Raw genomic sequence first — 25,165 nt, forward strand, 5'->3', positions numbered from 1 at the left:
TGTAGCGACCTGTTCTTCGCTCGCGGCGACCCCAGATCGACCCATCTGTCATCTCCCCAGATCAGGGCCGTTGCAATCACCGGTTGAGCCCGCCTCAACGAGATGAACGGTACGTTCGCTGGGGCAGGGCTGGCGGGGTGGGCCGGGAGAACCGGCAAAACTCGTGGGCACTTAGCGCAGCGCCGCCTGTAGCGCCTCGCACAGCACATCCAGCGTCCTCGGATACTGAAATTGTGTCGGCGTGCTGTAGCCGACGACGATGCCGTCATCGCCGACTGACGACACGTCGGGGTGCCGGAAGGTCGAGAGCCCTTCGAGGCCGAGATCGGACGTCTGAGCAGCAGCAAGCACGGCCTGTTCGCTTCCTGAAGGCAGCCGGACCACAGCGTGAAGTCCCGCGGAGATCCCCTCGATCCGGACCTGAGGTACCTGCTGAGCGAGCGTCGCAACCAGTTGATCGCGTCGTCGTCGGTAAGTGGCGCGCATCTTCCGAATATGGCTGTCGAATCTTCCGGACTCGATGAAGTCTGCCAAAGTCAATTGATCCGTTGAACTGACCCAGCGTTCGTAGGGTCCCTTTGTTGCGAGAACGGGTTCGATCAGCCTGTCCGGCAACACCATCCACCCAATTCGAATCGCCGGCGACAGTGTCTTGCTGACAGTGCCCAGGTAGGCAACCTGCTGCGGTGCGATGCCTTGGAGTGCTCCGACAGGCTTTCTGTCATAACGGAATTCGCCGTCGTAGTCGTCTTCGATGATGACGCCGCCCGTGCTCGAGGCCCATTCGACAGCGGTTGCTCGCCTTGCCGGCGTCAGTGGTCCCCCGAGAGGGAACTGATGCGTCGGAGTCAGAAGCGCGCTGCGAGTGGATGTTGACGCCAATTCTTCTGTGCAAGTTCCGGATTCGTCTACGGAGATGGGAACTGTTCGTAATCCTTCGTCGACAAGTAGCTGCCGGTGAAGGTGAAGGCAGAACGAATCGACTGCAATCGCTCCGCCAAGCGCACGGGCGAGGAGGGAGATCCCGTGACCCGAGCTGGCACTGATCACTATGCGGTTCGGGTCGACGCGAACTCCTCTGGCTCGGCTCAAATAGGTGGTGAGGGCGTTTCGGAGCTCGACTCGGCCTCTGGGGTCAGTGGCGGCGAATGCGTCGTTCGGTGCGGCAGTCAACGCCCGCCTGGCGGAGGAAATCCATGCAGCGCGGGGAAACGCCGACGCGTCCGGCGATCCGGGGAGAAGGCTGTAGGTGAAGCGCGGTCTTGTCGGCGACGGATCGGTCCCGCGAATGTGTGCGTCGGCGAGCGAAGCGACTACGGTCCCCGAACCCTGCCGTGTGACGAGCCATCCAGCTGCAGCAAGCTCGGCATAGCAGTCCGCAACGGTGTTTCGTGCGACGCCGAGGTCGAGTGCCAGGGTGCGAGAGGGTGGAAGCCTGGTGCCAGGTTTCAACAGCCCACTGTCGATCGCGTCGCGAAGCGTCTGTAGCAACGCGGCTCGAACTCCAATTCCGTGCGGTAGTTCGACATGCAGATCGAACCCAAGATTGGCCCATGAATTCATCACCGGATTGAACCACGTTTCGGGGTCTTTTCGGGCTTACGGTTTAGGTATGACTACAACAACAGGCCAACGAATCGACATTGCGAAGCTGGCGCCCGAGGTCTACAAGGCGATGATTGCGTTGGATGCCGCTGCGCGTCAGGGGCTGGAGCCGACGCTTGTCGAATTGGTCCTCACCCGCGCGTCGCAGCTGAATCACTGCGCATGGTGCTTGGACATGCACACACGTGATGCTCGAAAGGTCGGTGTGACGGAGCAGAAGCTGTATCTGCTGAGCGCGTGGGAAGAAGCGCGAGGGATGTACTCCGATCGCGAACGCGCCGCTCTCGCCTTGACCGAGGCCGTCACAGTCCTCACCGACGGTTTCGTTCCGGACGGGGTGTACAGCGAGACGGCCGGCGAATTCTCGGACGTGGAACTGGCCCAGCTCATCAGCGTCATCTTGACGATCAATGCGTGGAATCGCATCGCGGTGACCACGAGGAAGGCGCCTCCGGTTCGAAGCTGACCCCGAGTCGCATCCTCTGCGTTCGATCCGGGGTCCTTTGTCTCAGCCGAAGATTTAGGTAATCGCCCCAAAGGCGACCAAAAGATTGATTACGAGTGTGAACAAAACCGACTGAATCATTGAATGTGATGCAAATCACATTATGAACCATCGGACGAGCGTGCCGAGCGCGGACAGGTTGTCCGAATTCCGACAAAGCAGTCTCGGTTGAAATCTCCCATGAAGGGGCCCGCCACGCGGGCCCCTTCATTTTGCGCGCGGACCGAAAGCGTCCCTTCCTGTGGGTTTCCTTGGAATCCATGAGTTACCTACTGGCTAGCGGCCGAGAAATGACGGGATCGTCTGGGTTGGGTGAGCCATTTTTGGGTTGATCGTGACGGTTGTGCGGTTGGACAAGGTTTCAGTCACCGGCTTGGCTAACTCGTTACCCGTGGGGCGTCGCTGCGCTCAAAGGCTGGATGAGCATGTGTACTTTCTTGAAACATGCACTACATTGCCTTCTAGTAACTGGCTGGTTGCCATAAGTAACTGGCCTATCCTCTCGGAAGTGAGTGCTGGACAGCGTGGCCTTGGGAATCCAGGCAACCTCCCCGCTACCGAAATGTCTTGAAAGGGAAGCTTTGATGACTGTGTCTGGTTCACGGCGGAGGCCGCTTGCTCTCCGGCTCTCGCTAACTGCAGCTATTGCCGTGACGGTAGCCGGCAGTAGCGTTGCTTTTGCTTCGCCGGCTGTCTCCGCGCCGCTGCCGGTGCGAGCCGCGGCGGCTCCGGCATTCACTGCCGGGCTGTGCGAGGGCACCGAGTACACACCCTCGGAGCAGATGCTCGACATCGCAGGTGTTCGACTCGAACATTACAACGACGGCAACATCGTGCCGCTGTACGGCACTACTGATCGGGGTACCTCGACCGCGGTCGACGCGCCGGTCTGCGGTGTTCGCGACGTCGACGGAATCGCGAAGTCGGAATGGATGTACTGCACGGACTTCGATCTCGATCCCTGTGCCGGCGTCGACGAGAACGGCTTGCCCGTCGACAAGCACAACGACGAGATGGGGCCGACCGTGCCGTCTTCGGGCAATCCCGATCTGTCGGCCGACGATCTCGCTGTCATCAGTTGGTTGCTGCAGAATCCTGCCAAGCTCGACGGCAGCGTCTCGGGCAATGGCAGTGAAGATGCGCGCTCGGCGCGCCAGACGCTGGTGTGGTGTGTCTCGGACTACGACAATCCGCTGATGGCCGACTTCAAAGGTTTGTGCGACAGGAATCTCGGCGCAGACGAGCGTGCTCGCATCGTCGAGATCATGAACGTCACGCAAACGCTCGACCTTGCTCGCAAGACGCCGGCGACCGGCACCCTGAAAGCCGGAGAAACCGCCGTTTTCACCCTGAACACGAATATGTACCGGAAGCCGATCAGTGTTCAGTCTTCGGCGGGAACCGAACTCACTGTCTGTGGCGACAACGGCAAGGCGACGCTGAGTGGAAACCAATTGACGGTCGACGGTCGCGGAGATGCACCGACCGCCGTTGATCTTTGCCTCACCGCTGCGAACAGCGGGGACTACTCCGTGACCGCAAGCGTCATTCCGGATTCGGTCGAGAACCTGCACTGGAACACTGCCGGGGCGGAATGCCAGATCTTCGCGTCGTTCGACACCGTTCGGCCCGCTTCGATGAATGCATCCGCCAGCGTCGGATATGCCGCAGTGCCCACGACAACACCGGCAACAACGACGCCCGCAACGACGACACCGGCAACGACAACACCGGCAACAACGACGCCCGCAACGACGACACCCGCAACTCCCGTCGTTCCGATCGTGCCCATAGTGCCCATAGTTCCGATCGTGCCCATCATTCCGATTGTGCCGGTCGTGCCCGTAGTTCCCGGTGTTCCTGTTCCGTCGCAGCCGGTTGCCACGCCTGCGACTCCGGCACCGGCGACTCCGAAGCCGGCCACAGGACCTCGGCCGGTTGCCATCGACGGTGGTGCTGCTGAACAGAATTCAGGCCGTAACGTCGCCGTCGCAGTGACAGGTCTCGGCATGGTCGGAATGGCTGCTGCCGGAGCAGTTGCTCTCCGCCGCAAGCGTTCCTGACGCCAGGCACAAGCAGTAGACGTCGGCACCGATCACAGGCTGTGTGATCGGTGCCGACACTGATCAGACGCAGGGGGCGTCAATTCGCAAGAGGTGCCGGGGGTGCCTCATCCCGCAGGAGACAGTTCGATGACAATGTACGAGTCGGATCCCAATCCATACGACGATCCCAACCACGACCAGCCCGCGAGTCCCGCTAAGGGGCGTCGTGTCGCGTTCATCCTGGCTGTCATCGCGGTGCTTGTCGCTGGTGCTTCCATGGCCTTCGTCGGCCTACGATCCTCCGATGACAATGCTGCGATTCCGCCGAGTCCGGGAGTTGTCATGTCGCACTCCGCGAATCCGGCAGCGCCGGCGGATGCGTTGATGACTCCCAACACCCTTTCGCTCGATCCGGTGGGTGTTCAGGCGCCGATCGTGGACGCCACAGTCCCTGACGGCGTCCTCACTCCGCCGGAGAACGTCAAGAACGTCGGAATCTGGCTCGACGGTGCCGCCCTCGACTCGGTCACCGGCACGACTTTGATTGCCGGACACGTCAATTTGACCGGCCAGGGTAACGGCGCACTGTTCGACCTGGGCACGATCGAACCAGGTGAAGTGATCCGTACATCCGACGCGACCGGCAAGAGCACGTCGTGGAAGGTGACTGCCGTGACGACGCGTCCGAAGGCCGACGGCGTCGAGGAAAGCGTGTTGGCCGGCCCGGAGGGCGCCCGCAAGTTGGCTGTTGTCACCTGCGGCGGTGAACTCCAATTCGAGGACGGTGTGGGGAACTACGCCGACAACGTCTACCTGTACGCGGACCTGATGGTCTGACTCACTGGAAATTGCGCCCACGGTCCCCGATCTCTCGTCGTAGAGATCGGGGACTACCTGTTGGATAGTGTCGCAGGCATGGATCTTCACCTTTCTGGGAAACGTGCCATTGTCGCCGGCGGGAGCAAGGGGATCGGCCTGGCCATTGCCAGAGGTCTCGCAGCTGAAGGGGTTGATGTCGCGATACTTGCGCGGACGGAATCGACTGTCGTGGACGTTGCCCGAGATTTGGCTTCGGAGTTCGGAGTTCGAGCTGTCGGCATCGCGACCGACACGCGTGACGACGATTCGGTCCAGGCGTCGGTGCGGCGGGTGGTCGAGGAGTTCGGCGGCGTCGACATTCTGGTCAACTCGGCTGCGACGCCGTTCAGTGCGGGGCCATCGTTCGACTTGGAGGCGACCTCCGATGATGTCGTGCGTGGTGAGCTCGACGTCAAAGTGCTGGGGTACCTGCGCACTGCACGCGCAGTAGCGCCATATCTGATCGATCAAGGCTGGGGCCGGATCATCAACATCAGCGGCTTGGGGGCCAGACAGGCCACTTCGATCGCCCACACGATCCGCAACGTCAGTGTGTCGGCGCTGACCAAGAATCTTGCAGACGAGCTGGGCCCCAAGGGAATCAACGTCACCGTCGTCCATCCGGGGGTTACGCGAACCGAAAGGTTGACCGCACGGATCGCGCGCGAGTCGGAAGAATCCGGCCGTTCGCCTGCGCAGGTGGAAGAGGGCATCGCGACGAACTCGATTCACCGGATCATCGACGCCGAAGAAGTAGCGGACGTCGTGACTTTCCTGGCATCGCCGCGGAGCATCGCAATCACGGGGGACGCAGTGGCTGTCGGTGGGGGAGTGCCGGGGCCGGTCTACTACTGATACCTCGCGTACGGCTACCTGGTCGCGGTGGTGACGATCGTGTGAACGCGTCCGCCACCGAGTCTCTTGCTTTCGTACATCGCCGAATCAGCGACTTTCTGCATGTCCGTGAACGCTGCTGCGCGCTCTTCTCCGGCGACGAATTTGTGGGAACGCACGGCGATTCCGATGCTCGACGTCGACGGGATCTCGTCGGCGTTCGAGTGCATTGCCGGCCCGATCGAGTCGAGCATCGGGCCGATTGCCGGGACAGGAAGTCGTTGTACGAGGACGAATTCGTCGCCACCGACTCGCGCGACGACAGCATCGGCATGCGCCCAGGACGACAAGCGCTGTGCCACTCGAAGAATGATGCGATCGCCGACGTCGTGACCGTGGACGTCGTTGATCGTCTTGAACCGGTCGATGTCGATCGCGATCACGAGTAGTGCCGCAGATTCCTGACGCTGGAACCCCTCGAGTACCTTCTCGACGTGGCGGTCGAGACCACGACGGTTCAGGAGACCGGTGAGTGGATCCAGGTCGGAGCTGGATGCGTCCATACTGAGCATCGTCAGCACGATCTGCGAGATGAACGCGCAGATCATGAGCGCAGTGACGACAACCAACATTTTCGAAACGCCCAGCGCAGGATCGCGATCCGGTCCGAAGAGGATCGGCTCCGCAGCCACCACGATCATCACAACCGAGAAGGTCAGGTGTGCGACCTGCAACTTCGGATTGTGAAAATAGGCGATGTAGATGCCGATCAGTGCGTAGATGACGCAAGTGAGCAGACGTGCGAGCGGTGCCGAGTCGCCGAGTATGGCGATCGAGACCGCAACGTCGCAGAAGACCACGAAGCCGAACGATCTACGCTTGGTCGGGCCGAATGTCCACCAGGCGATTCCGACCGCGAAACATGCGAGCGTGACGACGGTGTTGAAGAACAGAGCAACAGGGCTTGTCGGACCGGACGGGCTGAACCGATTGAGCAGTGAGCACACGCCGAGCCCGATGACGATGATGCCAAGAAGTAGCCGGGTGACGGCAGTCAGGCCGTTATCGCGAAGGTAGCGAGTGAAGCGGTCGTATTGATCGGGAAGAACCAACCACTCGCGGGTCAGCGTCCTCATGGACTTCATCTGCGACGTCATGGGCGCTTCAGTGTGCGATGGCGGGGGTGTGTACCGCGCATCGTGAACCGACTCCTCTTCTGTCCTGCACCTTGCAATGCTAACTGGGCCGATGCCGCATTGGACTGAGATGTTCGGATCGATGACCCGAGAGACGGGGTTGGGCCAGCATGGAGTATAAATACATCTTGTGTCTATGTTGTATTCCGCTTCCGAAACCGTCTTCCGCGAAGTCAAGGAACTGATCCTTTCCGGCGAGCTTGCCGGAGGGGAGTTGATCAGTGAGGGTGACATCGCCGCACGGACCAATGTGAGCCGCACGCCGGTGCGTGAGGCGTTTCTGCGTCTCGAATCGGAAGGTTGGATGCGCCTCTACCCGAAGAAGGGGGCGCTGATCGTCCCGGTCGCGGACGGGGAAGCGGAACACGTAGTCAGTGCCAGACAACTCGTCGAGACTCAGAGCGTTCGAGTGGTGTCGGTCCGACCGCACGCACGCGAAGTGCTTGTCGCAGCGTTGCGCGCGAATCTGATCGAGCAACGTGAGATTGCTGACCGCGGGGACGTGGCCGCATTCAGCGCAATCGACGCCGACTTTCACAAGATGATCGTTGCCGCCGGTGGGAACCCTTTGCTCGACTCGTTCTACGCGAGTCTGCGCGACAGGCAACGACGGATGACTGCACGGTCGATCTCGCGCGACCCTGGCCAGCTACCTCGGATACTCGCGGACCACACCGCGCTGACCGATCTCGTCGAATCCGGCGATGCTGACGGTTACAACACTGCCGTCCTCACACACATGCGCCAGGTGCACGGCCTCGGCTTCGAAGGAACTCTGTGATGAGTACCCAAACTATGGGCGCAGGGACCGCGGTCGATCGTCGTCCCGGCAGCGAACGTGGCAGCGGTGGGAACTGGCTGTGGCTGACCGTCGCCGCCAGTATGTTCGCCGCGGCCTGGGGCGGTAACGAATTCACTCCGCTGCTGGTGATGTACCGACTCGACCACGGCTATTCGCCCGTGATGGTCGACTTCTTCCTCTTCGCCTACGTGGTCGGGATCGTGCCTGCCCTTCTGCTCGGCGGACCGCTGTCAGATCGATTGGGCCGACGCCCGATCATGCTTCCGGCACCGATCATCGCGATCGCCGGTTCGACGCTTCTCGCTTTCGGTGCCGACTCCGCCGCTGTCCTGATCTTGGGAAGAATCCTCTGCGGCATCGCCTTGGGGATCGGCATGGCCGTCGGCGGTTCGTGGGTAAAGGAGTTGTCCACGCAGCCTTGGGATTCGGCGGCATCGGAAGGTGCGGGAGCCCGGCGAGCAGCGATGAGTCTGACCGCCGGCTTCGCGTTGGGGGCAGGTGCTGCGGGAATCTTGGCGCAGTGGGCGCCCATGCCGAGCGCGTTGGCGTACGTGCTGCACATCGTGATCACCGTAATTGCGGGCGTGGCGCTGTGGCGTGCGCCTGAAACCCGACCGGCACAGGAGAAATCCGATCGACGCAGGTTGATCGACGACCTCAAGATCCCTTCGGTGGGCCATCGCAGATTTCTCTACGTCGTTGTTCCCTTGGCTCCGTGGGTGTTCGGTGCTGCCAGTGTCGCGTATGCAGTCATTCCGTCGCTGATGACCGGGCACAGCGGTGATGCGCCCGTGGCCTTTTCGGCTTTGCTGTGCATGGTTGCGCTGACATGCGGTTTCGCGATTCAGTCGTTGGGGCGCAAGATCGATACCGACCGTAGTGCGCGGGGCGCTGTGGTTGCGCTGGTGTTTCTGGTGGTCGGCATGGCGGCCGCTGCTCTGGTTGCGTCGACGCTGACCGTGGCAGTCGCGATCGTCGCCGCAGCGATCCTCGGCTGCGGGTACGGCATGGCATTGGTGTCCGGATTGCTGGAGATCCAGCGAATCGCGGGGCCAGATGATCTGGCAGGGCTGACGGCAGTGTTCTACTCGATCACCTACATCGGGTTTGCCGTGCCGGCTCTGCTGGCAATGCTCTCGGAAAGCATTCCGGCGCTGAGTTATACGGTGACTCTTCTGTTCGGATCAGTTGCCGCAGCTGCTTGCCTGGTGCTGATCCTTTTCAAGTCGCGTTCACATCTTCCGACTGCATGACGCCGCCGGGTCCGCCGACTCCCGCGAGAGTCGGCGGACCGGGTGAATCATGCATCTACAGTTGCGGACCCGTTCTCGGAGCTGTGAACCGAACTGTGTACTGAAGGCGTCGGTGCCGCCTTGTTCAGGCCGTTGAGCAAGCCGGTGATATCGACGCCTGAGCTCTCGAGAGTTTCGATGACGCCGGCAATCACCTGGGGACTGATGCCCAGGATCGAACCGATCGAGCCCTGCGCCCCGTCGCTGCCTCCGACGATCGAGATGCGATCGATGTCTCCGACCGGCTTCGCTGCCGCTGCGGTGGCGTCCACCAGTGCCGCCAGAACGTCTGGCAGAGTGAGCAACTGTGCCGCCTGCGGGGTGTAGGAATTGAGCGCCTCGGCGATCTGACGCTTACCGGCCGCCTCCGCTTCGAGCTTGGCGCGCAAACCATCCGCCTCGGCTTGCTGCTCGGCGCGAACGGCGTCGGCCGCTACCTTGCGTCCGTCAGCTTCGGCTTCCAGACGTGCTCGCAGGCCGTCGGCGTCAGCCTGCTGCTCAGCGCGAACGGCGTCGGCGACGAGCTTTCGTGCATCGGCCTGAGCGCCACCGGCCTGCCTTGCGGACTCGGCCTGTGCCTGCGCGCGGAGGATCGCAGCCTGCCGTTCACCTTCTGCGCGTGCGATGGAGGCTTGGCGTTCGGCCTCGGCCGGTGCAATGACATCTGCCTGCAACGCCGCTTCCGATTGCTGGGCGCGACGACGCTCGACCTCGGTGCGAGCCTCGACGCGGGCCGCCTCGGCCTGCTCACGTGCGATGCCGACGGCCTTCTCGGCCGTTGCCTGCGCGAGTGGTCCAGCCTGGTCGGCTTCGGCGTTCTCGGCTTCGGTCTGAGCTCGCAGGCGAGCGAGTTCGACGTCGCGCTTCTGATTCGCACTGGCGATCGCGGTGTCGGCTTCTGCCTGTGCGACGGATCCTGCCTGGCGCGCTTTTGCCGACTGAATCTGCGAATCACGCTCTGCTTCAGCAGTTCCGATCGCAGCATCGCGTTTGACCTCGGCGATACGGCGCTGACCCAGCGACTCGAGATAGCCGTTGAAGTCGGAGATTCCCGCGATCTTGATGACATCGACTTCCATGCCGATGCGGGCAAGGTCGCCGCCTGCCTCCTCGACCACGCTGCGGGCGAGGGAGTCGCGGTTGGAGTTCAAGTCCTCGACGGTCATGGTTGCGGTGATTCCGCGCAGACTGCCCGCGAGGATTTCGTTGATCTGCTGCTGCAGCTCGTCGAGATCGGAGGTCAGGAATCGTTGCACCGCTGTCTGAACCGCTTCGTCGGCGGAACCGATCCGTACCAGTCCGACTGCCTCGACATTGACCGGAACGCCGTCGTTGGAGAGTGCGTTCTTGAGGTTGATGCTGACGTTGAACGGTTCGAGAGACATGATGTCGACACGTTCGATGCCGGGAATCTTGAATCGGGCACCGCCGCGTACCACTTTCGGCTTGCCGCGACCGGTGAAGACCGCCACTTCGTTCGGTGGGACCTTGACGTAGTTCTTCACGTAGATCGCGGGTAGAACGATGAAGATGATTACCGCGACTACAACTGCAATGATGATGATTGCCAGCATGTATCGAGTCCTTAGATCGCGTCGTCAACCGTGACGACGTGAAGGTATTGATCGTCCACATCGGCGATGTAGACGGTGGTGCCGGTGGTGAGCGCCACCGGCTGTGAACTGATTGCCTTCGCCTGCACGCGATTGCCGTCGGCATCGACAAACGAGACTTCTCCCCAGCCTTCGGCGGCGATCGTGAGGGTGACTGTGCCCAGTAGTCCGGAGTATGAATCTCGCCCGATGTGCGAATTATCTTGTTGCTTCAGGAGATAAGGGAGGAGAAGTCCGCGCGTGACGACAACGAGAACGGCGGCGAGTGCGACTGCCGCAATCACCGCAACCAACGTCGGAGCGTCCGCGAGAGTGGCAGCTACGCCGCCGGCGCCGAAGCCGAAAAGTGCTGTGGCCAAAGTTGTCAGGCTCAGAAACGGCAGCCCGTCTGCGTGGCCGCCGCCCAGATCCGCAACCTCGCCGACGGCAAAGGCTCCGATCAGAGCGACAACTCCGATCACGAAACATATTGTGAATACAACGAACATCGATCCCCCGATCTACCTGTCGAGGAAGCGTGCCCTGAAATTTGTGTTGTCGGGGTCGTCCCTCGGCCCACCTCTATAGTAAAGGTAAGACAAAGCTAATCGGCGCATTCGGAATGTTTCGGCGTGGTGGTACGGCTGTGTGGTGGTACGGCGGGTAAGCGTCAGAGTCGAGGTAGGAAGCGTTGATTCAACCATGCATCCCAGAGAGGCCGCAGTGGAGTGTCGGTGAAACGTGAAGCAAGATCGGTGAATTGCTCGGTGCTGACCGTGCTGTGCCGATGCTTCGTGGTCCACTGACGGATCAGTTCGAAGAACTTCTCGTCTCCGAGGACGCCGCGCAGGGCGTGCAGAGTCAACGCGCCCCGCTTGTAGATTCGATCGTCGAACATGTGGGCAGGCCCAGGATTTCCGATGATCAAGAACTGAGGTTTGCGCCGGAGCCCCTGATAGGCGTTGGCGGCCAATTGGTCGGAGGACGGGCCGCCGGAATTCTCGGACCAGATCCACTCCGCATAACAGGCAAAGCCTTCGTGCAGCCAGATGTCGCACCATTGTCCGAGAGTGAGACTGTTGCCGAACCACTGGTGGGCAAGCTCGTGCGCGACAAGACGTTCGGAACCGCGCCTGCCGGTGCAGTGGTTGGCTCCGAAGATCGAGAGACCCTGCGCTTCGATGGGGATTTCGAGTTCGTCGTCGGTGACCACAGCCGTGTAGTCGGCAAAAGGGTACGGCCCGAACAGTTTTCCGAAGACTTCCAACATCTGGGGCTGACGACCGAAATCGATGTCGAACGCTGCGCGCAGTCGCGGGGGGTGAACGGCGAAGACCGGCACCGGACCGGCGCTCACCTGCCGGTGCTCATACTGGCCGATCTGAATGGTGGCCAGATAGGTTGCCATCGGTTCGGTCTGCTCGTAGACCCACGTGGTCTGACTCGCGCGGGTCTGCTTGCGGATCAGCTTGCCGTTGGCGAGGGCGTAGAACGGCGAATCGGTGGTGATCGAAATGCGGTACGACGCTTTGGAAATCGGATGGTCGTCGCAGGGGAACCAGGATGCAGCGCCGTTGGGCTGACTTGCGACCAGTATTCCTTCGTCGAGTTCCTCCCAGCCGACCTCGCCCCACAGGCTTTTGATCGGCTCGGGATTGCCGTTGTACGCGATGGTGACCGACAGCGCACCGCCAGCGGGAATCTTGGTGGACGGTGTGACGACCAGCTTGTTGTTCTGGTGCGCGTACTTGGTGCCGCGCGCACCGTTGACGGACACCTTGGACACCTGCAAGTTCTGTGCGAGGTCGAAGCTGAACTTGGATCGGCTCTCGGTGGTGACTGCGGTGATGACGGCTTTGCCCGCGAGACGGTTACTGAAGACCTTGTACGTCAGTTCCAGTTCGTACCGAGACACGCGGTAACCGCGGTTGCCGTTGTGCGGCAGGTACGGATCGAGCGGCTCCTCGAGCATGCGGTTCGGCTTCACGAGGCCGCCCACGGTGCAATCGGGTTGCCCTGCCAGCGCGTGGAAGGCGGAACGGTGTCACCTCGCATCACCAGAGATGCAGGCCCGACTGTCGCTCCCGCGCCGATGCCGGCTGCGGGTAGCGCGACACAATGCGGTCCCAGTGTTGCTCCTGCTCCCAGAGTGACGGTATCCATGGACATGATCCGATCATGGAAGAGATGAGTTTGCACGACGCACCCCCGTTCCACCGTCGCCCCGTCGCCCAAAGTCACAAGATCTGCCTCGGGTAGCCAGTAGGACTCACACCAAACGCCCTTGCCGATTTTCGCCCCGAGCCCGCGCAGGAAGATGTTCAGTACGGCAGTACCAGTCGCCGCGCGGGCGAACCACGGTGCGGCGACGGTCTCGACGAACGCATCGGCCACTTCATTGCGCCAGACGAACGAACTCCACAACGGATGCTCGACCTTGGTGATGCGTCCCACGACGATCCACTTGGCAGCGATGGTGATCGCGCCTGCAACTGCTCCGGCGACGAGCAGAACTACGCCGCTCAGCAGCGCCGCGAACCAGTATCCGACGGCGACGACCATCGCTTCGAGTGCAAACAGAACACCGAGGCCGATACCGAACGTCACCATGACCGGGATCAGACGGCAGGTTTCGACCACTCCACGGGCGATCTTGAGGCGCGTCGGCGGATTGAACGTACGGGCAGCGTCGGTGTCCCCGGCAGCCCTCCGCAGACGTACCGGCGGACTGCCGAGCCAGGATGATCCGGACTTCGCCTTGGATGGGGTAGCGGACAGGACGGCCACCAGACCGTTCTTCGGGACGCGTCGACCGGGTGCGGTCATGCCGGAGTTTCCGAGGAACGCACGCTTGCCGATCTTTGCCTGTTCGATGTGCATCCAGCCGCCGCCGAGGCCGTAGCTCGCGACCATGGTGTCGTCGGCGAGGAATGCACCGTCGGCGACCGTCGTGAACTTGGGAAGCAGGAGCACCGTGGATGCTTCGACGTTCTTGCCGATCTTGGCACCCAGGAGACGGAGCCAACCCGGCGTCAGCAGGCTGGCGTAGAGGGGGAAGAGGAAGGTCCTGGCGGAGTCGAGCAGTCGTTCGGTCGCCCACACCTGCCAGCCGACGCGGCTGCGGACCGGGTGGTAGCCGGGGGTCATCCCGATCGAGAGAAGACGAACGGCAACCAGCGTCACGAGAGCAAAGACGAGCAGGGACAAGACAGTCGCCAAAGGGAGAATGATCATCGACTGAAGTACTGCGTTCCCGAGAGTCTCGGTGTCCCGAACCCACCAACCGATCAAAGCGATCCCGGTCATCAGCGCAAAGATAGGCATGCCGGCCAGGAAGATCGAGGTGACGCCGTACACCGGAACCCAGCCAGGCGCGCGCTTGGGATGTTCGGACGGCCACGGGTGATTTGCTTTGCCGATCTTGACCGCCGGGGATCCGGCCCACTGCTGGTTCGCTTTGACGCGGCCGAACACCGCCGATCCGGGTTCGACGACGGCGTCGCGACCGATACGTGCGCCGGGCAGAAGCGTCGAGCGTGAACCGACGGAGGCGCCGTCACCGATCTTGATCTCGCCGATGTGAATGACGTCGCCGTCGATCCAATGACCGGAGAGGTCGACTTCGGGTTCGACGGAGCAACCGTCACCGAGTTCGAGCATGCCGGTGATGGGGGGAAGTGTGTGGAGATCGACGCCGCTGCCGATGTCGGCACCGAGGGCGCGTGCGTAGTACAGCATCCACGGTGCACCCGAAAGATTGGCTGCGCCACTGGCTTCGGTGAGTCGCAGCGCTATCCACAGACGCAGATGCTCACTACCTCCTCGCGGATATGTGCCTGGTTCCAGCTTGCGGAGGAGCAGTCGCGCTCCGACGACGGCGATCGTCATGCGCCCGATCGGCGTGATGAACACGATGAACGCCAACAGGATCCACCACCACGAGATGCTGGGAGCCCATTTCGCGTCGACGAACCAGCCGAGGACGTTGTTCGCGATCGCCAGCCAGGTCACCCATTGCAGTCCGGTGAGCGTCGTGAGCGGAACGGTGACGGCGATCTGCGCCAGCTGCGTTTTCAACGGAGTCGGAGCGACGATGCGCGGCTCGACAGTTTCGGTGGGCGCCAATTCGTCGAGATATTCGGCGAGTGAGCCCAACCGTGGATGATCGTAGAGCTGTGCGACGGTCACTTCGGGGAACCGCTCGCGCAGGGCGGTCACCAGCTGAGCAGCGGAGAGGGATCCACCGCCCACTTCGAAGAAGTCGTCGTCGAGTCCGGTGATCTGGGCGCCCAGGATCGATCCCCACAGGCCGGCAACCCACGCAGCGGTGCCGTCGAGTCCCAATGCGGCCCCGGCGTCCTCGCCGGCGCCTGGCAACGGCCACGGCAGGGCATTGCGGTCGACCTTGCCTGACGTGCGCGTCGGAAGGTCGTCCATCAATGCCAGACGCGGCACGAGGGCTGCCGGCAGCTGTTCGCTGAGCAAAGCGTGAGCGGCTTTGAGATCGAAGTCGGGATCCGTGCTCGCGATGTATCCGACGAGGATTTGATTGCCGGCGGCCGTTTTCTTCACGGCTGCGGCAGCGCCGCTGACGCCCGGCAGGTTCTGCAAAGCATTGTCGACTTCACCGAGTTCGATGCGCCTGCCGCCGAGCTTGACCTGATCGTCCGCGCGGCCCTGGAACATCAGGCCGGTGGTCTCGAGCCGGACCAGGTCGCCGCTCCGATACGCGCGTTTCCACCCGAGCGAGGGCATCGACGCGTACTTCTCGGCGTCCTTCGCGGGATCGAGGTAGCGGGCCAGGCCGACTCCGCCGATCACCAGCTCGCCGACCTCACCGACCGCGACGGGATTGCTCTGGGCGTCGACGACGGCAAGGTCCCAGCCGTCGAGGGGGAGGCCGATACTGACGGGGCTCTTGCCGTCCATCAGCGCGCCGCAGGCCACGACGGTTGCCTCGGTGGGGCCGTACGTGTTCCAGACCTCACGGCCCTCGACGGCGAGGCGCTCGGCCAGTTCGGGTGGGCAGGCTTCGCCGCCGAAGATCAGGAGTCGAACGGCTTCGAGAGCTTCGGCCGGCCACAGAGACGCAAGCGTCGGCACGGTGGAGACGATGCTGACGTCTCGCGAGACCAGCCACGGGCCGAGGTCCATACCGCTGCGGACCAGCGAACGAGGTGCCGGGACGAGGCAGGCGCCGTGACGCCATGCAAGCCACATCTCCTCGCAGGACGCGTCGAATGCCACGGAGAGTCCCGCGAGGACGCGGTCGCCCGGCCCGATGGGCTCGTCCTGGAGGAACATGCGCGCCTCGGCGTCGACGAACGCCGCGGCGTTGAGATGGGTGACCGCGACGCCCTTGGGGGTCCCGGTGGATCCGGAGGTGAAGATGATCCAGGCGTCGTCGTCGGGTTCGGGCTCGCGAACCGGAGGATGTTCGAGTCGCTTCGGCGCCGTCCCTGGCTGGATACCGTCGCCGGTGATGATCGCCGCTACCTGCGCCTCGCCGAAGACCAACTCGGCGCGCTCTTCCGGATCGTCGGCGTCGACGGGCACATAGGCTGCGCCCGCCGCGAGGATCGACAGGATCGCCACGTACAGCGAACGTGAACCAGACGGCATCCTGATTCCGACGCGGTCACCTGCGCCGACGCCGGCATCACCGAGCCAGCGCGCACCGAGCTCGATCTCGTCGAGCAACTCCGAGTACGACAGTGTGGTGTCGCCGTCGTCGATGGCAGGTGCTTCCGGGTTGGCCTCGGCTGAGGCCCGCACGATGTCGATGAGCGTGCGCGGCGCAGGTGCATGCGCCGACCGTAGGAATACGGACGGTATCCCGAAAGATTGTTCCGTCTCCGACTGCGACTGGAGTGGCAAACCCGTTGGTCCTGTTCTACTCACGAAACTTAGAGTCCTGCGAACTGTCGAGTTGAAAGTCTCATGACAAGTTTGCGAGTTGGTGAACAGATATGCCTAATGCAACATGCCGAACGTGCCGGTCAGTCCGTACTGGCAGCTTGGGCGTGGCCTTCTGCCGAGTCGGCGAACTCGGGTGTGTCGAACACCTCTCCGCCCAGCGGATCGACGACCCTCGAATCCTCGGAGAAATCGACAGCGCCGGTATCCGGGTCGATGTTGACCGCATGGGCGGGAACTTCGTGCACCGCGACGAGCATGTGGGCGTCGGAGGGTTCCGTAGTGATCCCGATTTGCGACGGGGTGAGCCCGGCGAAGGTGGACGAGATTCTCAGATCGCGGAGCCGTTTCTCGGTGGGTTGCGGAACGTCGGTCGACGCCGAGGTATTTGTCGAAACCCGCAGGTAGCGCGGTGCCGAAGCGACCTCGTACCGGAAGGCCTTCAGCATCGACAGACATGCAAGCACCATGATGACCGAGAACGGCACGGCGGTGGCGATGGCAACGGTCTGCAGCGCCGTGAGCGATCCACTGCCACCCACGATGAGGAGAACCGCGGCGGCGGCGCCGGAGAGGAACGTCCAGTAGACGCGGGTGATCTTGGAGGTCTCCAGGCTGCCACCCGTCGCGAGGATGTCGATGACTATCGAGCCGGAATCCGCGGACGTGACGAAGAAGAACACGATCACGACGATCGCGAGGACACTCGAAATCGTTCCGAGCGGAAGTCCGTCGAGAAGCGTGAACAGTGACGTGTTGGTGTCCACTGCGCCGGATGCGTCGAGCATCGTGCCCTCGTTGCGCTGACGAAGAATGCCGGAATTACCGAAGATCGTGAACCACAGCGACCCGACCAGCGTCGGGGCCAGCAGCACACCGAAGACGAATTCGCGGATGGTGCGGCCACGTGAGATGCGCGCGATGAACATGCCGACGAACGGTGCCCAGCTCATCCACCAACCCCAGTAGAAGATGGTCCAGGCGCCCTGCCAGCCGTCTTCGGCGAACGGGGACGTGCGCAGCATCAGTTCGGGCAAGGCCTGGACGTATCCGCCGAGGTTCTGCACCCACGACTGCATCAGGAACAGTGTCGGTCCCAGAATCAGGACGAACAGGGCCAGCGCTGCGGCGAGCATCATGTTGATGTTGGAGAGCCACTTGAGGCCCTTGGTGACGCCGGAGACGACCGAGAAGGTGGCCATACCCGTCACGATGACGATGATGGTGATGACCAACCAGTTGTCGGTCTCCACCCAGCCGAGGTAGTCGAGGCCGGCTGAGATCTGCTGGACACCGAAGCCCAGTGACGTCGCGACGCCGAACAACGTGCCGACGATGGCGACGACGTCGATGGCATGGCCGATCTTTCCCTCGATACGAGCGCGTCCGAGCAGTGGCTCGAGCAGCCAACGGATCGACAGCGGGCGACCCTTGCGATAAGTCATGTATGCCAGACCCAGACCGACGACGACGTAGATCGCCCATGCATGCAGGCCCCAGTGGAACAGAGTCAGTTCCATCGCTTGATTGGCTGCGGCGTCCGTGGATCCCGCGATCTGCCCGGCGACGGGAGGGTTCACATAGTGCGAAAGGGGTTCTGCCACTCCGTAGAACACGAGGCCGATGCCCATCCCGGCACTGAAGAGCATCGCGAACCACGAGAGCATGCCGAACTCGGGTTGCTCGTCGTCGCGCCCCAATCGGATGTTGCCGATGCGGCTGATTCCGCAGTACAGCGCAAAGATCACGAAACCGGTAGCAGAGAGGATGTACCACCAGCCGACGCCGTCGCTGATCACGTCGTTGAGCGTTTCGAATGCATCCGCAGCGGTTCCCGCATAGATCACGGCAAAGGCGATCAGGGCAAAGATCACTATCGACGCGGGGATGAACACGGGTTTCCGTAGTTCACGCCACGCAGTTTTGACCGCAGTCATTCCACTCCTCGAACGTTCAGGCATTCACAGCGCCCATTCGGGCGGCCACGTGTCACGCGTAGGTGGGCGTTTCGCTCACACCATCGCAGGTCAAGACCGGGCTATTGCTTTGAAATTCAACGTAACGTCAAGTTTCGGTCAACTCAACTGGACGAAAGATGCTGCACTGTCGCGAAAAATACCGCTTACAGGCGCTTCTTCGGTTGTAAACCGTTGAACGATAGCGAGATTGGGCTCTTTCGGAATTCATGAGAGGCGAATTCGATTGGTACGGTGAGTTGAATCGGTCGGGTTGACTCTCATCGGTCGATCACTTTTGTCAAACTCGGCGAATCAGCCTGTCTGTCAGGCGGTTAACTCCTGGAGTGCTCGCTCGATCGCGGCAGTGTGTTTCCGATACCTAACTGTGATTGTGATGGTCGCAACTATTGGCCCTGCGGGCCCCGTTCTCCCCGCTGGGCGTCGATCAAATCCATCGCGTCCTTCAGGCCCAAGCCCGGATGTTGTTCGCGTAGTGCTCTGATTGCCGGGATGCGGCCGTTAGTCGACGCGAGTGCGCTGCAGACGTCGTCGGCGGGTATCTCGGAGGGTGCAGTTGTCCCTTCCCCCGGCGCCGGCTGAGGATTGTTCCTGGTGCGCCAGGCTTCGACGGCGAAGTAAGCAGATCCGACCGTCGCGAAAAGCCAGATTGCGAGCCATGCCCAATTCCAGGCTGTGGGTTCTGTGATGACCTTGTCGACGGTGCTTGGGCCGAAGAAAACGAGAAGCCAGGCCAGCACGATCGTCTGCCACCATCGCTCGACGCGCCTGCTCGGATTCCACCATTCGGCCATCGATCGATACTCGCACAGTGCTGCTGTTCCGATGCGACCCTGCTGTTTCGATGCGACGATGGGGACCATGGAGATTCGTGATGCGGTGGAGCGAGCACGAGCGGAATCAGGGACCTCGACGATCTTCGGTGAACCTCACCAGACCAGCGACGGATCGACGATCATCACGGTTTCGCGTCTGCATCGGCGGTGGCGCGGCGACCCGATTCCGGTGCCAGTTGGAGTGTTCTCGATCCACGAGGGCGAGCCGTCGTGGTCACCGGCTGTCGATCACACCAGGGCGGCTTTGATGGGGGAGTTCATCGGGCTGGCTGCCGCGGTGATCGCAACTCTGGCCGTTCTACGTCGACCGCCCTGGCCCGATGTCAGGATTCAGAAGGGGTGACCCAGAATTACGCCGATCAACTGGAACGGCATTGCCAGGAACATCGATCCGACGTAGAGCGGATAGCGAATCGGATCGCCGGCGAGGTAACCCTCGGCGAGCCAGGCCATGACGTCTGCTGATCCCATAGTCGTTACTTCCCTTCGCTGTTGTGGTTCACCGACATCTTCGGTCGCGGGAGTTGTTTTGTTACAAGCGAACTCGAAGGAGGAATAGATGTGATGGCAGTTTCGAAGCAGCAAACGTCGTCAAGCGGGATCTTCGTTGGCGGCAGCCTCTACCAACTATGTCTGGATACTTAGCACCGTGTTGTAGTGAAATCTGTGCATTCTGCACATGTCGGGACAATTCGGTGAGCCTTACAGTCGCTGCATGACAACGACACCTTCTTCTCTCTCAGGCAAGACCGTCGTACTGATCGGCGGCGGCACTGGCATCGGGCTGCGAGTGGCGCAGCTTGCCGTCGACGCAGGCGCGCAGGTGGTTCTCGGCGGCCGAACGGTATCCACACTCGAAGCAGCAGTCGCGCAGCTGGGTGAATCGGCGCACTGGTTCACCGTCGACACCTCCGACGACGACTCGGTGAAAGCGTTCTTCGCAAACATCCCCAGCGTCGACGCGCTCTTCACCACGGCCGCCGACTACCAGGTCGGCTCGTTCCGTGAGCAGAGCGTCGAGGAAGCGGCGTCGCCGTTCACATCCAAGTTCTGGGGACAGTACCGCGTAGTGCACGCTGCGCTCGACAAGCTGACACCCACCGCATCGGTGGTCCTCATGTCCGGCGCCGCCAGTGTGCGACCACCCGCGGCTGCCGCGGCATACGTTGCGGCCAATGCGGCAATCGAGGGGCTCGGGCGGGGGCTGGCGGTTGAACTGTCTCCCATTCGCGTCAACACCGTCGCTCCCGGAACCATCGACGGGCATCTCTGGGCTCAGCGCCCGGCAGAGGTTCGCGAGGCGGCGTTCACCTGGAGCGCCGAGAACAACGTGCTCGGGCGCGTCGGGAACGAAGACGAGATCGCGCAAGCGGTGTTCTATCTCTTCACCAACACGTACACAACGGGTTCCACGCTGTACCCCGACGGCGGGTACGCGTTGCGCTAGACGCTTGCCATGTGGCGACTGTGTGAAATGACGACTGTGCGAAATGCATTGTCGTAACACGAAGAAACGCCGATTCGCCCATAGGCGTGACCCCGGCCACATTCGTACCGTCTTCTCCGAGAACACTTCCCAACTATTCGAGGAGTCCGTCATGAACAAAGCATCAACAACCGCCGCAGGCGGCGAGGTGTCCGACGGTGACGACTACGCGCTCACCCGCGTTCCCGACGAAGCACGGTATTCGTGGTTCTCGGTGGCAGTACAGCGATTCGGTCAGGTATCGGCACTCGCACAGTTTTTGCTCGGTGCGACGCTCGGCTACGGTATGACGTTCTGGAATGCCTTCTGGGCATTGACAGTCGGGGCGGTGATTCTCGAGGTCGTCTGTATTTTCATCGGCATCATCGGGGTTCGTGAAGGGCTCAACACATCGGTGGTCGCACGCTGGTGTGGATTCGGGCACGCAGGTTCCGCGGTGATCGGCCTGGTGATCGGGGTCAGCCTGATCGGCTGGTTCGGCATTCAATCTGCTGTCTCTGCATCAGGTTTGCACGGAATCATGCCGTTTCTGCCGCAGTGGGCGTGGGCTCTGGCCTTCGGTCTCCTGATCACCGCGATAGTCCTTCGCGGGTTCGGATCCATGCAACTGATCGCCAACATCACCGTTCCGCTGTTCCTGATCCTGGTCGGTTGGGCCGTCATCTCCGAACTGCACAATCACTCGCTGTCCGATTTGATGACATCTGCTCCAGCCGGGCCGGAACTCAGCTTCCTCGCCGGAACCACCATCGTCGCAGGCGGTTTCATTGCCGGAGCTGTGATCACACCCGACATGACGCGTTTCAACCGCACGGCGGGCGATGTCGTGAAGCAGACGCTCGTCGGAATCACGTTGGGTGAATACGTGATCGGGCTGACCGGTGTTCTTCTTGCCCACGCCGTTCGCAGTTCCGACATCGCCACGATCATTCTCTCATCGGTCGGTTGGGTCGGCGTTCTCATCATCGTTCTCGGCACCTTCAAGATCAACGACTGGAACCTCTACAGTTCCGGCCTCGGCATCGTGAATTTCATCGACGTCGTGTTCGGTCGACGGATCAACCGCGCTATTGTCACAGCGGTTGTGGGCGTTACCGGTTCGATCCTTGCCGCTGCCGGAATCCTGAACTCGTTCACCGACTTCCTGATCCTGTTGGGCGTCGGATTCCCGCCGATCGCCGGGATCATGGTGGCGGAATACTTCATCGTCAAGACCTGGCGCAAGGATCTGGAGGAGAGCCGCGCCGCCGGTACCCTTCCGAGTTCGGCGCCCACCTGGGTACCGGCCACGTTGGTGATCTGGATCGTCTCGGCGCTGATCGGCCACTACAGCACCTTCGGACTGCCGTCGATCAACGCGGTGGCCTCGGCATTCGTTCTCTACGTCGTCGCGGGTCGACTCGGCCTGATTCGCGGAGTCGGACGCACCGCAACCGAAGCGCCGCAGGAACCTTCGGGCTCGTCCGCTCTCACTCACTAGAGACCATAAACTGTAGACAGGAGTTCACGATGCGAATCGGAATCGACGTCGGTGGTACAAACACCGACGCGGTCCTGATGGACGGGACCACCGTCATCGGGCATGTCAAACACTCGACCAGCAAAGACATCACCGGCGGAATCGGCGGAGCTCTGACGGCGCTGCAGCAGCAGTACTCGTTCTCTCCCAATGCTGTTCAAGCTGTGATGATCGGGACGACGCACTTTCTCAATGCTCTCATCGAGCAGCGCGGGCTTGCTCCCACTGCGGCTCTGCGATTGGGGCTTCCGGCGACTGCGGCTCTGCCCCCGATGGTGGGGTGGCCACGAGACCTGGTCTCCGCCTTGCAGGGAAGGCGCTACCTCGCTCACGGTGGGCACGAGTTCGACGGTCGTCGCATCTCACCGTTGGATCCCGACGAGATCCGCCGCCACGCCGCGGACATGGCTCGTAGCGGTACACGTTCGGTCGCAATATCTTCGGTGTTTTCTCCAGTCAATCTCGAATGCGAAGCGGTTGCCGCGGAGATCGTGCGCGAGGAACTCGGACCGGACGTCGCAATTTCGCTCTCGCACGAGATCGGGCGAGTGGGTCTACTCCAGCGTGAGAACGCGACCATCATCAACGCAGCACTGCGCGAGCTTGCCGATCACATCGTCGACGGTCTTGCCCGTTCGTTGGTCGAGCACGGCATCGTCGCACCGCTCTATCTGAGTCAGAACGACGGCACCTTGATGGACATCGAGTACGCAAGACGTTATCCGGTGGCAACTTTCGCGTCAGGACCGACCAACTCCATGCGCGGCGCCGCTGTGCTTTCCGGTCTGGCGAGCTGTGCGGTGATCGACATCGGAGGTACCACCACGGACGTCGGCGTACTGACCAATGGCTTTCCGCGGGAAGCAACCACCGAGGTGACGGTCGCCGGAGTACGGACCAACTTCCGCATGCCGGATGTCTTCTCGATCGGTATCGGTGGTGGTTCGTTGGTGGATGCGGACGGGCTCACGGTGGGGCCGGAATCGGTGGGGTACGAATTGGGCTCACGAGCACTCGTCTTCGGAGGAGACACGTTGACGGCTACAGATATCGCGGTCGCTGCGGGTTTGGCCGACGTCGGCGACCACAGTGCGGTGGCACACCTCGACCGCGGGTTGGTGTCGACGGCTCTCGAACGGATCTCGAGGAGAGTCGCCGACGCCGTGGAGCAAATGCGGACCACGTCGGACCCGTTACCGGTGGTGGCGGTAGGCGGGGGATCGGTATTGCTGGAACGCGAACTTCCCGGCCTTGGCGCAGTGATTCGCCCTGAGCGTTTCGACGTTGCCAATGCCATCGGCGCCGCGATCGCGCAGGTCAGTGGTGAAGTCGACCGTGTCGAAGCGGTGCGAGACGGGCACCGGCAGGTCTTTGCCGACGACGCTCGCCAGGAGGCGATCGACCGGGCAGTCGCCGCAGGCGCACGGCCCGAGTCGGTGCAGATCGTGGAGTTTGACGAGGTCCCGATTCCGTATCTGCCGGGCAACGCAACACGTATTCGAGTGAAGGCAGTCGGGGATCTGGCACTGCACAGTGGCGACTTGGCGCTGCACAGTGGTCTGGTCTCCACCGGTCAGGAGGGCTCACGATGAGTTGGACACTACGCACGGCGGACCTCGACGACCTCGCCAGGGGCGCTGCCTTGTTGGGCACCGGCGGCGGGGGAGATCCGTTCGTCGGCAAGATGTTGGTCACGCAGGCGCTCGGGGAAGCCGGTGAAATCACGATTCTCCATCCGGAGGAGCTCGACGACGACGCGTGGGTGATCCCCGTCGCGCAGATGGGTGCACCGACCGTTGTGGTCGAAAAGATGCCGCGCGGAACCGAACCCGAGCTGGCGCTGATCACGTTGGAGAAGCACACGGGTCGAACTGCAGATGCCACGATGCCGATGGAGTGCGGCGGGATCAATTCGATGATTCCGTTGCTGGTCGCCGCACGGCGCGGCCTGCCGGTTGTCGACGCCGACGGGATGGGACGAGCCTTTCCTCAGCTCGAGATGGAAACCTTCTCGGTGTACGGGATTTCGGCGAGTCCGCTCGCCATGGCGAACGAGCACGACGAGGTGGCGATCTTCGACACCGGAAGTGACAACAGCAGATTGGAAGGCCTCGCCCGCGGGGTGACGTCGAGGTTCGGTGGGATGGCGCACATCGCGCAGTATTCGATGACGGGTGCAGATGTGAAGCGGACGGCGATCCCACGGACTCTGTCGTTGGCCTTGACCATCGGCCGGTCCATCAGACTTTCACGTGAGCAGCGGGTGGACCCGGTGCAGGCGCTTGTCGACAGTCTCGCCGACACGCTCTACGGATACGGGCGAGTTCTCTTTCACGGCAAGGTGATCGATGTCGACCGGCGAACCGATGAGGGGTTCGCTCGGGGTTCGGTGCGGATCGCCGGCGTCGGAGACGAAGAGCTGGAAGTTCAGTTCCAGAACGAGAATCTGATCGCCGTGCAATCCGGAGTGATGGTGGCGATCGTGCCAGACCTTATCTGCATCGTCGAGGCCGATACCGCCGAACCCATCACCACCGAGGGCCTGCGGTACGGGCAGCGCGTTGCGGTCATCGGGATCGCGACCCCACCCATCATGAGAACCCCGGAGGCACTGGCGGTGTTCGGTCCGGCAAGTTTCGGACTCGATCGCCCGTTCCTGCCGGTGGAGACACTCGAGCAACCTGTACTGGCAGAATAGCGAGC

At 62.1% G+C, this 25,165-nt stretch carries 20 protein-coding genes; 11 read left to right on the forward strand and 9 right to left on the reverse strand.

Going from position 1 to position 25,165, the window contains the following annotated elements:
• Nucleotides 1-171 precede the first annotated feature (171 nt).
• The gene (locus tag ACFWAD_RS17590) at nt 172-1,563 is read right to left on the reverse strand and encodes a PLP-dependent aminotransferase family protein (protein WP_378545998.1); all 1,392 of its coding nucleotides are present in this window, start codon (nt 1,561-1,563) and stop codon (nt 172-174) included.
• A 49-nt stretch (nt 1,564-1,612) separates the two neighbouring features.
• Here ACFWAD_RS17590 and ACFWAD_RS17595 point away from each other — a divergent pair, with 49 nt between their 5' ends.
• The 4 genes from ACFWAD_RS17595 (at nt 1,613) to ACFWAD_RS17610 (ending at nt 5,868) form a co-directional block, all read left to right on the forward strand.
• The gene (locus tag ACFWAD_RS17595; RefSeq protein ID WP_378546001.1) at nt 1,613-2,071 is read left to right on the forward strand and encodes a carboxymuconolactone decarboxylase family protein; all 459 of its coding nucleotides are present in this window, start codon (nt 1,613-1,615) and stop codon (nt 2,069-2,071) included.
• 623 nt (nt 2,072-2,694) lie between these two features.
• Nucleotides 2,695-4,173 (forward strand): hypothetical protein, encoded by a 1,479-nt coding sequence (locus ACFWAD_RS17600; RefSeq protein WP_378546004.1) that lies wholly within the window; start codon nt 2,695-2,697, stop codon nt 4,171-4,173.
• A 129-nt stretch (nt 4,174-4,302) separates the two neighbouring features.
• Entirely contained in the window at nt 4,303-4,992 is a 690-nt protein-coding gene (locus ACFWAD_RS17605; protein ID WP_378546007.1) for a class F sortase, read from the forward strand.
• A gap of 78 nt (nt 4,993-5,070) precedes the next feature.
• Nucleotides 5,071-5,868, forward strand: coding sequence for an SDR family NAD(P)-dependent oxidoreductase (locus ACFWAD_RS17610; RefSeq protein WP_378546009.1), 798 nt, complete (start codon nt 5,071-5,073; stop codon nt 5,866-5,868).
• 14 nt (nt 5,869-5,882) lie between these two features.
• On the opposite strand, the gene ACFWAD_RS17615 is transcribed toward ACFWAD_RS17610, so the two are convergent.
• Nucleotides 5,883-7,004 carry a GGDEF domain-containing protein gene (locus ACFWAD_RS17615; protein ID WP_378546012.1) on the reverse strand — a complete coding sequence of 374 codons (1,122 nt, stop codon included), beginning with the start codon at nt 7,002-7,004 and terminating at the stop codon, nt 5,883-5,885.
• 175 nt (nt 7,005-7,179) lie between these two features.
• Here ACFWAD_RS17615 and ACFWAD_RS17620 point away from each other — a divergent pair, with 175 nt between their 5' ends.
• Together ACFWAD_RS17620 and ACFWAD_RS17625 are read left to right on the forward strand one after the other, a co-directional pair.
• Nucleotides 7,180-7,824: a GntR family transcriptional regulator gene (locus tag ACFWAD_RS17620; RefSeq protein WP_378546015.1), complete on the forward strand. Its 645-nt coding sequence runs from the start codon at nt 7,180-7,182 to the stop codon at nt 7,822-7,824.
• Nucleotides 7,824-9,098: an MFS transporter gene (locus ACFWAD_RS17625; protein WP_378546018.1), complete on the forward strand. Its 1,275-nt coding sequence runs from the start codon at nt 7,824-7,826 to the stop codon at nt 9,096-9,098. The genes ACFWAD_RS17620 and ACFWAD_RS17625 overlap by 1 nt, the downstream gene beginning before the upstream one ends.
• A 47-nt stretch (nt 9,099-9,145) precedes the next feature.
• Here ACFWAD_RS17625 and ACFWAD_RS17630 read toward each other — a convergent pair whose 3' ends face one another.
• The 6 genes from ACFWAD_RS17630 to ACFWAD_RS17655 form a co-directional block, all read right to left on the reverse strand.
• Nucleotides 9,146-10,711, reverse strand: a complete 1,566-nt coding sequence (locus ACFWAD_RS17630; RefSeq protein WP_378546021.1) for an SPFH domain-containing protein — start codon at nt 10,709-10,711, stop codon at nt 9,146-9,148.
• An 11-nt stretch (nt 10,712-10,722) separates the two neighbouring features.
• The gene (locus ACFWAD_RS17635; RefSeq protein WP_378546024.1) at nt 10,723-11,238 is read right to left on the reverse strand and encodes a hypothetical protein; all 516 of its coding nucleotides are present in this window, start codon (nt 11,236-11,238) and stop codon (nt 10,723-10,725) included.
• Between the two features lie 161 nt (nt 11,239-11,399).
• Nucleotides 11,400-12,701 carry a M1 family metallopeptidase gene (locus tag ACFWAD_RS17640; protein WP_378546670.1) on the reverse strand — a complete coding sequence of 434 codons (1,302 nt, stop codon included), beginning with the start codon at nt 12,699-12,701 and terminating at the stop codon, nt 11,400-11,402.
• An 11-nt stretch (nt 12,702-12,712) separates the two neighbouring features.
• The gene (locus ACFWAD_RS17645) at nt 12,713-16,606 is read right to left on the reverse strand and encodes a Pls/PosA family non-ribosomal peptide synthetase (protein ID WP_378546673.1); all 3,894 of its coding nucleotides are present in this window, start codon (nt 16,604-16,606) and stop codon (nt 12,713-12,715) included.
• A gap of 122 nt (nt 16,607-16,728) precedes the next feature.
• Nucleotides 16,729-18,582 carry a BCCT family transporter gene (locus ACFWAD_RS17650; RefSeq protein WP_378546027.1) on the reverse strand — a complete coding sequence of 618 codons (1,854 nt, stop codon included), beginning with the start codon at nt 18,580-18,582 and terminating at the stop codon, nt 16,729-16,731.
• A gap of 425 nt (nt 18,583-19,007) precedes the next feature.
• Nucleotides 19,008-19,484 (reverse strand): hypothetical protein, encoded by a 477-nt coding sequence (locus ACFWAD_RS17655; protein WP_378546030.1) that lies wholly within the window; start codon nt 19,482-19,484, stop codon nt 19,008-19,010.
• On the opposite strand from ACFWAD_RS17655, the gene ACFWAD_RS17660 reads away from it, so the two are divergent.
• Nucleotides 19,474-19,800 (forward strand): hypothetical protein, encoded by a 327-nt coding sequence (locus tag ACFWAD_RS17660; protein ID WP_378546033.1) that lies wholly within the window; start codon nt 19,474-19,476, stop codon nt 19,798-19,800. The genes ACFWAD_RS17655 and ACFWAD_RS17660 overlap by 11 nt on opposite strands.
• On the opposite strand, the gene ACFWAD_RS17665 is transcribed toward ACFWAD_RS17660, so the two are convergent.
• Entirely contained in the window at nt 19,788-19,928 is a 141-nt protein-coding gene (locus ACFWAD_RS17665) for a hypothetical protein (RefSeq protein WP_003941170.1), read from the reverse strand. The two genes, ACFWAD_RS17660 and ACFWAD_RS17665, sit on opposite strands and share 13 nt — an antisense overlap.
• Nucleotides 19,929-20,172: 244 nt before the next feature.
• Here ACFWAD_RS17665 and ACFWAD_RS17670 point away from each other — a divergent pair, with 244 nt between their 5' ends.
• From ACFWAD_RS17670 to ACFWAD_RS17685, 4 genes are all read left to right on the forward strand, one after another.
• Nucleotides 20,173-20,904 carry an SDR family oxidoreductase gene (locus ACFWAD_RS17670; protein ID WP_378546036.1) on the forward strand — a complete coding sequence of 244 codons (732 nt, stop codon included), beginning with the start codon at nt 20,173-20,175 and terminating at the stop codon, nt 20,902-20,904.
• 151 nt (nt 20,905-21,055) lie between these two features.
• A complete protein-coding gene (locus ACFWAD_RS17675) occupies nt 21,056-22,423 on the forward strand; it encodes a purine-cytosine permease family protein (RefSeq protein WP_378546039.1) in 1,368 nt (455 codons plus the stop codon).
• Between the two features lie 29 nt (nt 22,424-22,452).
• Nucleotides 22,453-24,054 (forward strand): hydantoinase/oxoprolinase N-terminal domain-containing protein, encoded by a 1,602-nt coding sequence (locus tag ACFWAD_RS17680; protein ID WP_378546042.1) that lies wholly within the window; start codon nt 22,453-22,455, stop codon nt 24,052-24,054.
• Nucleotides 24,051-25,160: a DUF917 domain-containing protein gene (locus tag ACFWAD_RS17685; RefSeq protein WP_378546045.1), complete on the forward strand. Its 1,110-nt coding sequence runs from the start codon at nt 24,051-24,053 to the stop codon at nt 25,158-25,160. The genes ACFWAD_RS17680 and ACFWAD_RS17685 overlap by 4 nt, the downstream gene beginning before the upstream one ends.
• The last annotated feature ends 5 nt before the right edge of the window (nt 25,161-25,165 follow it).

Source organism: Rhodococcus sp. NPDC059969, from assembly GCF_042738325.1.
Lineage (GTDB): Bacteria > Actinomycetota > Actinomycetes > Mycobacteriales > Mycobacteriaceae > Rhodococcus_F.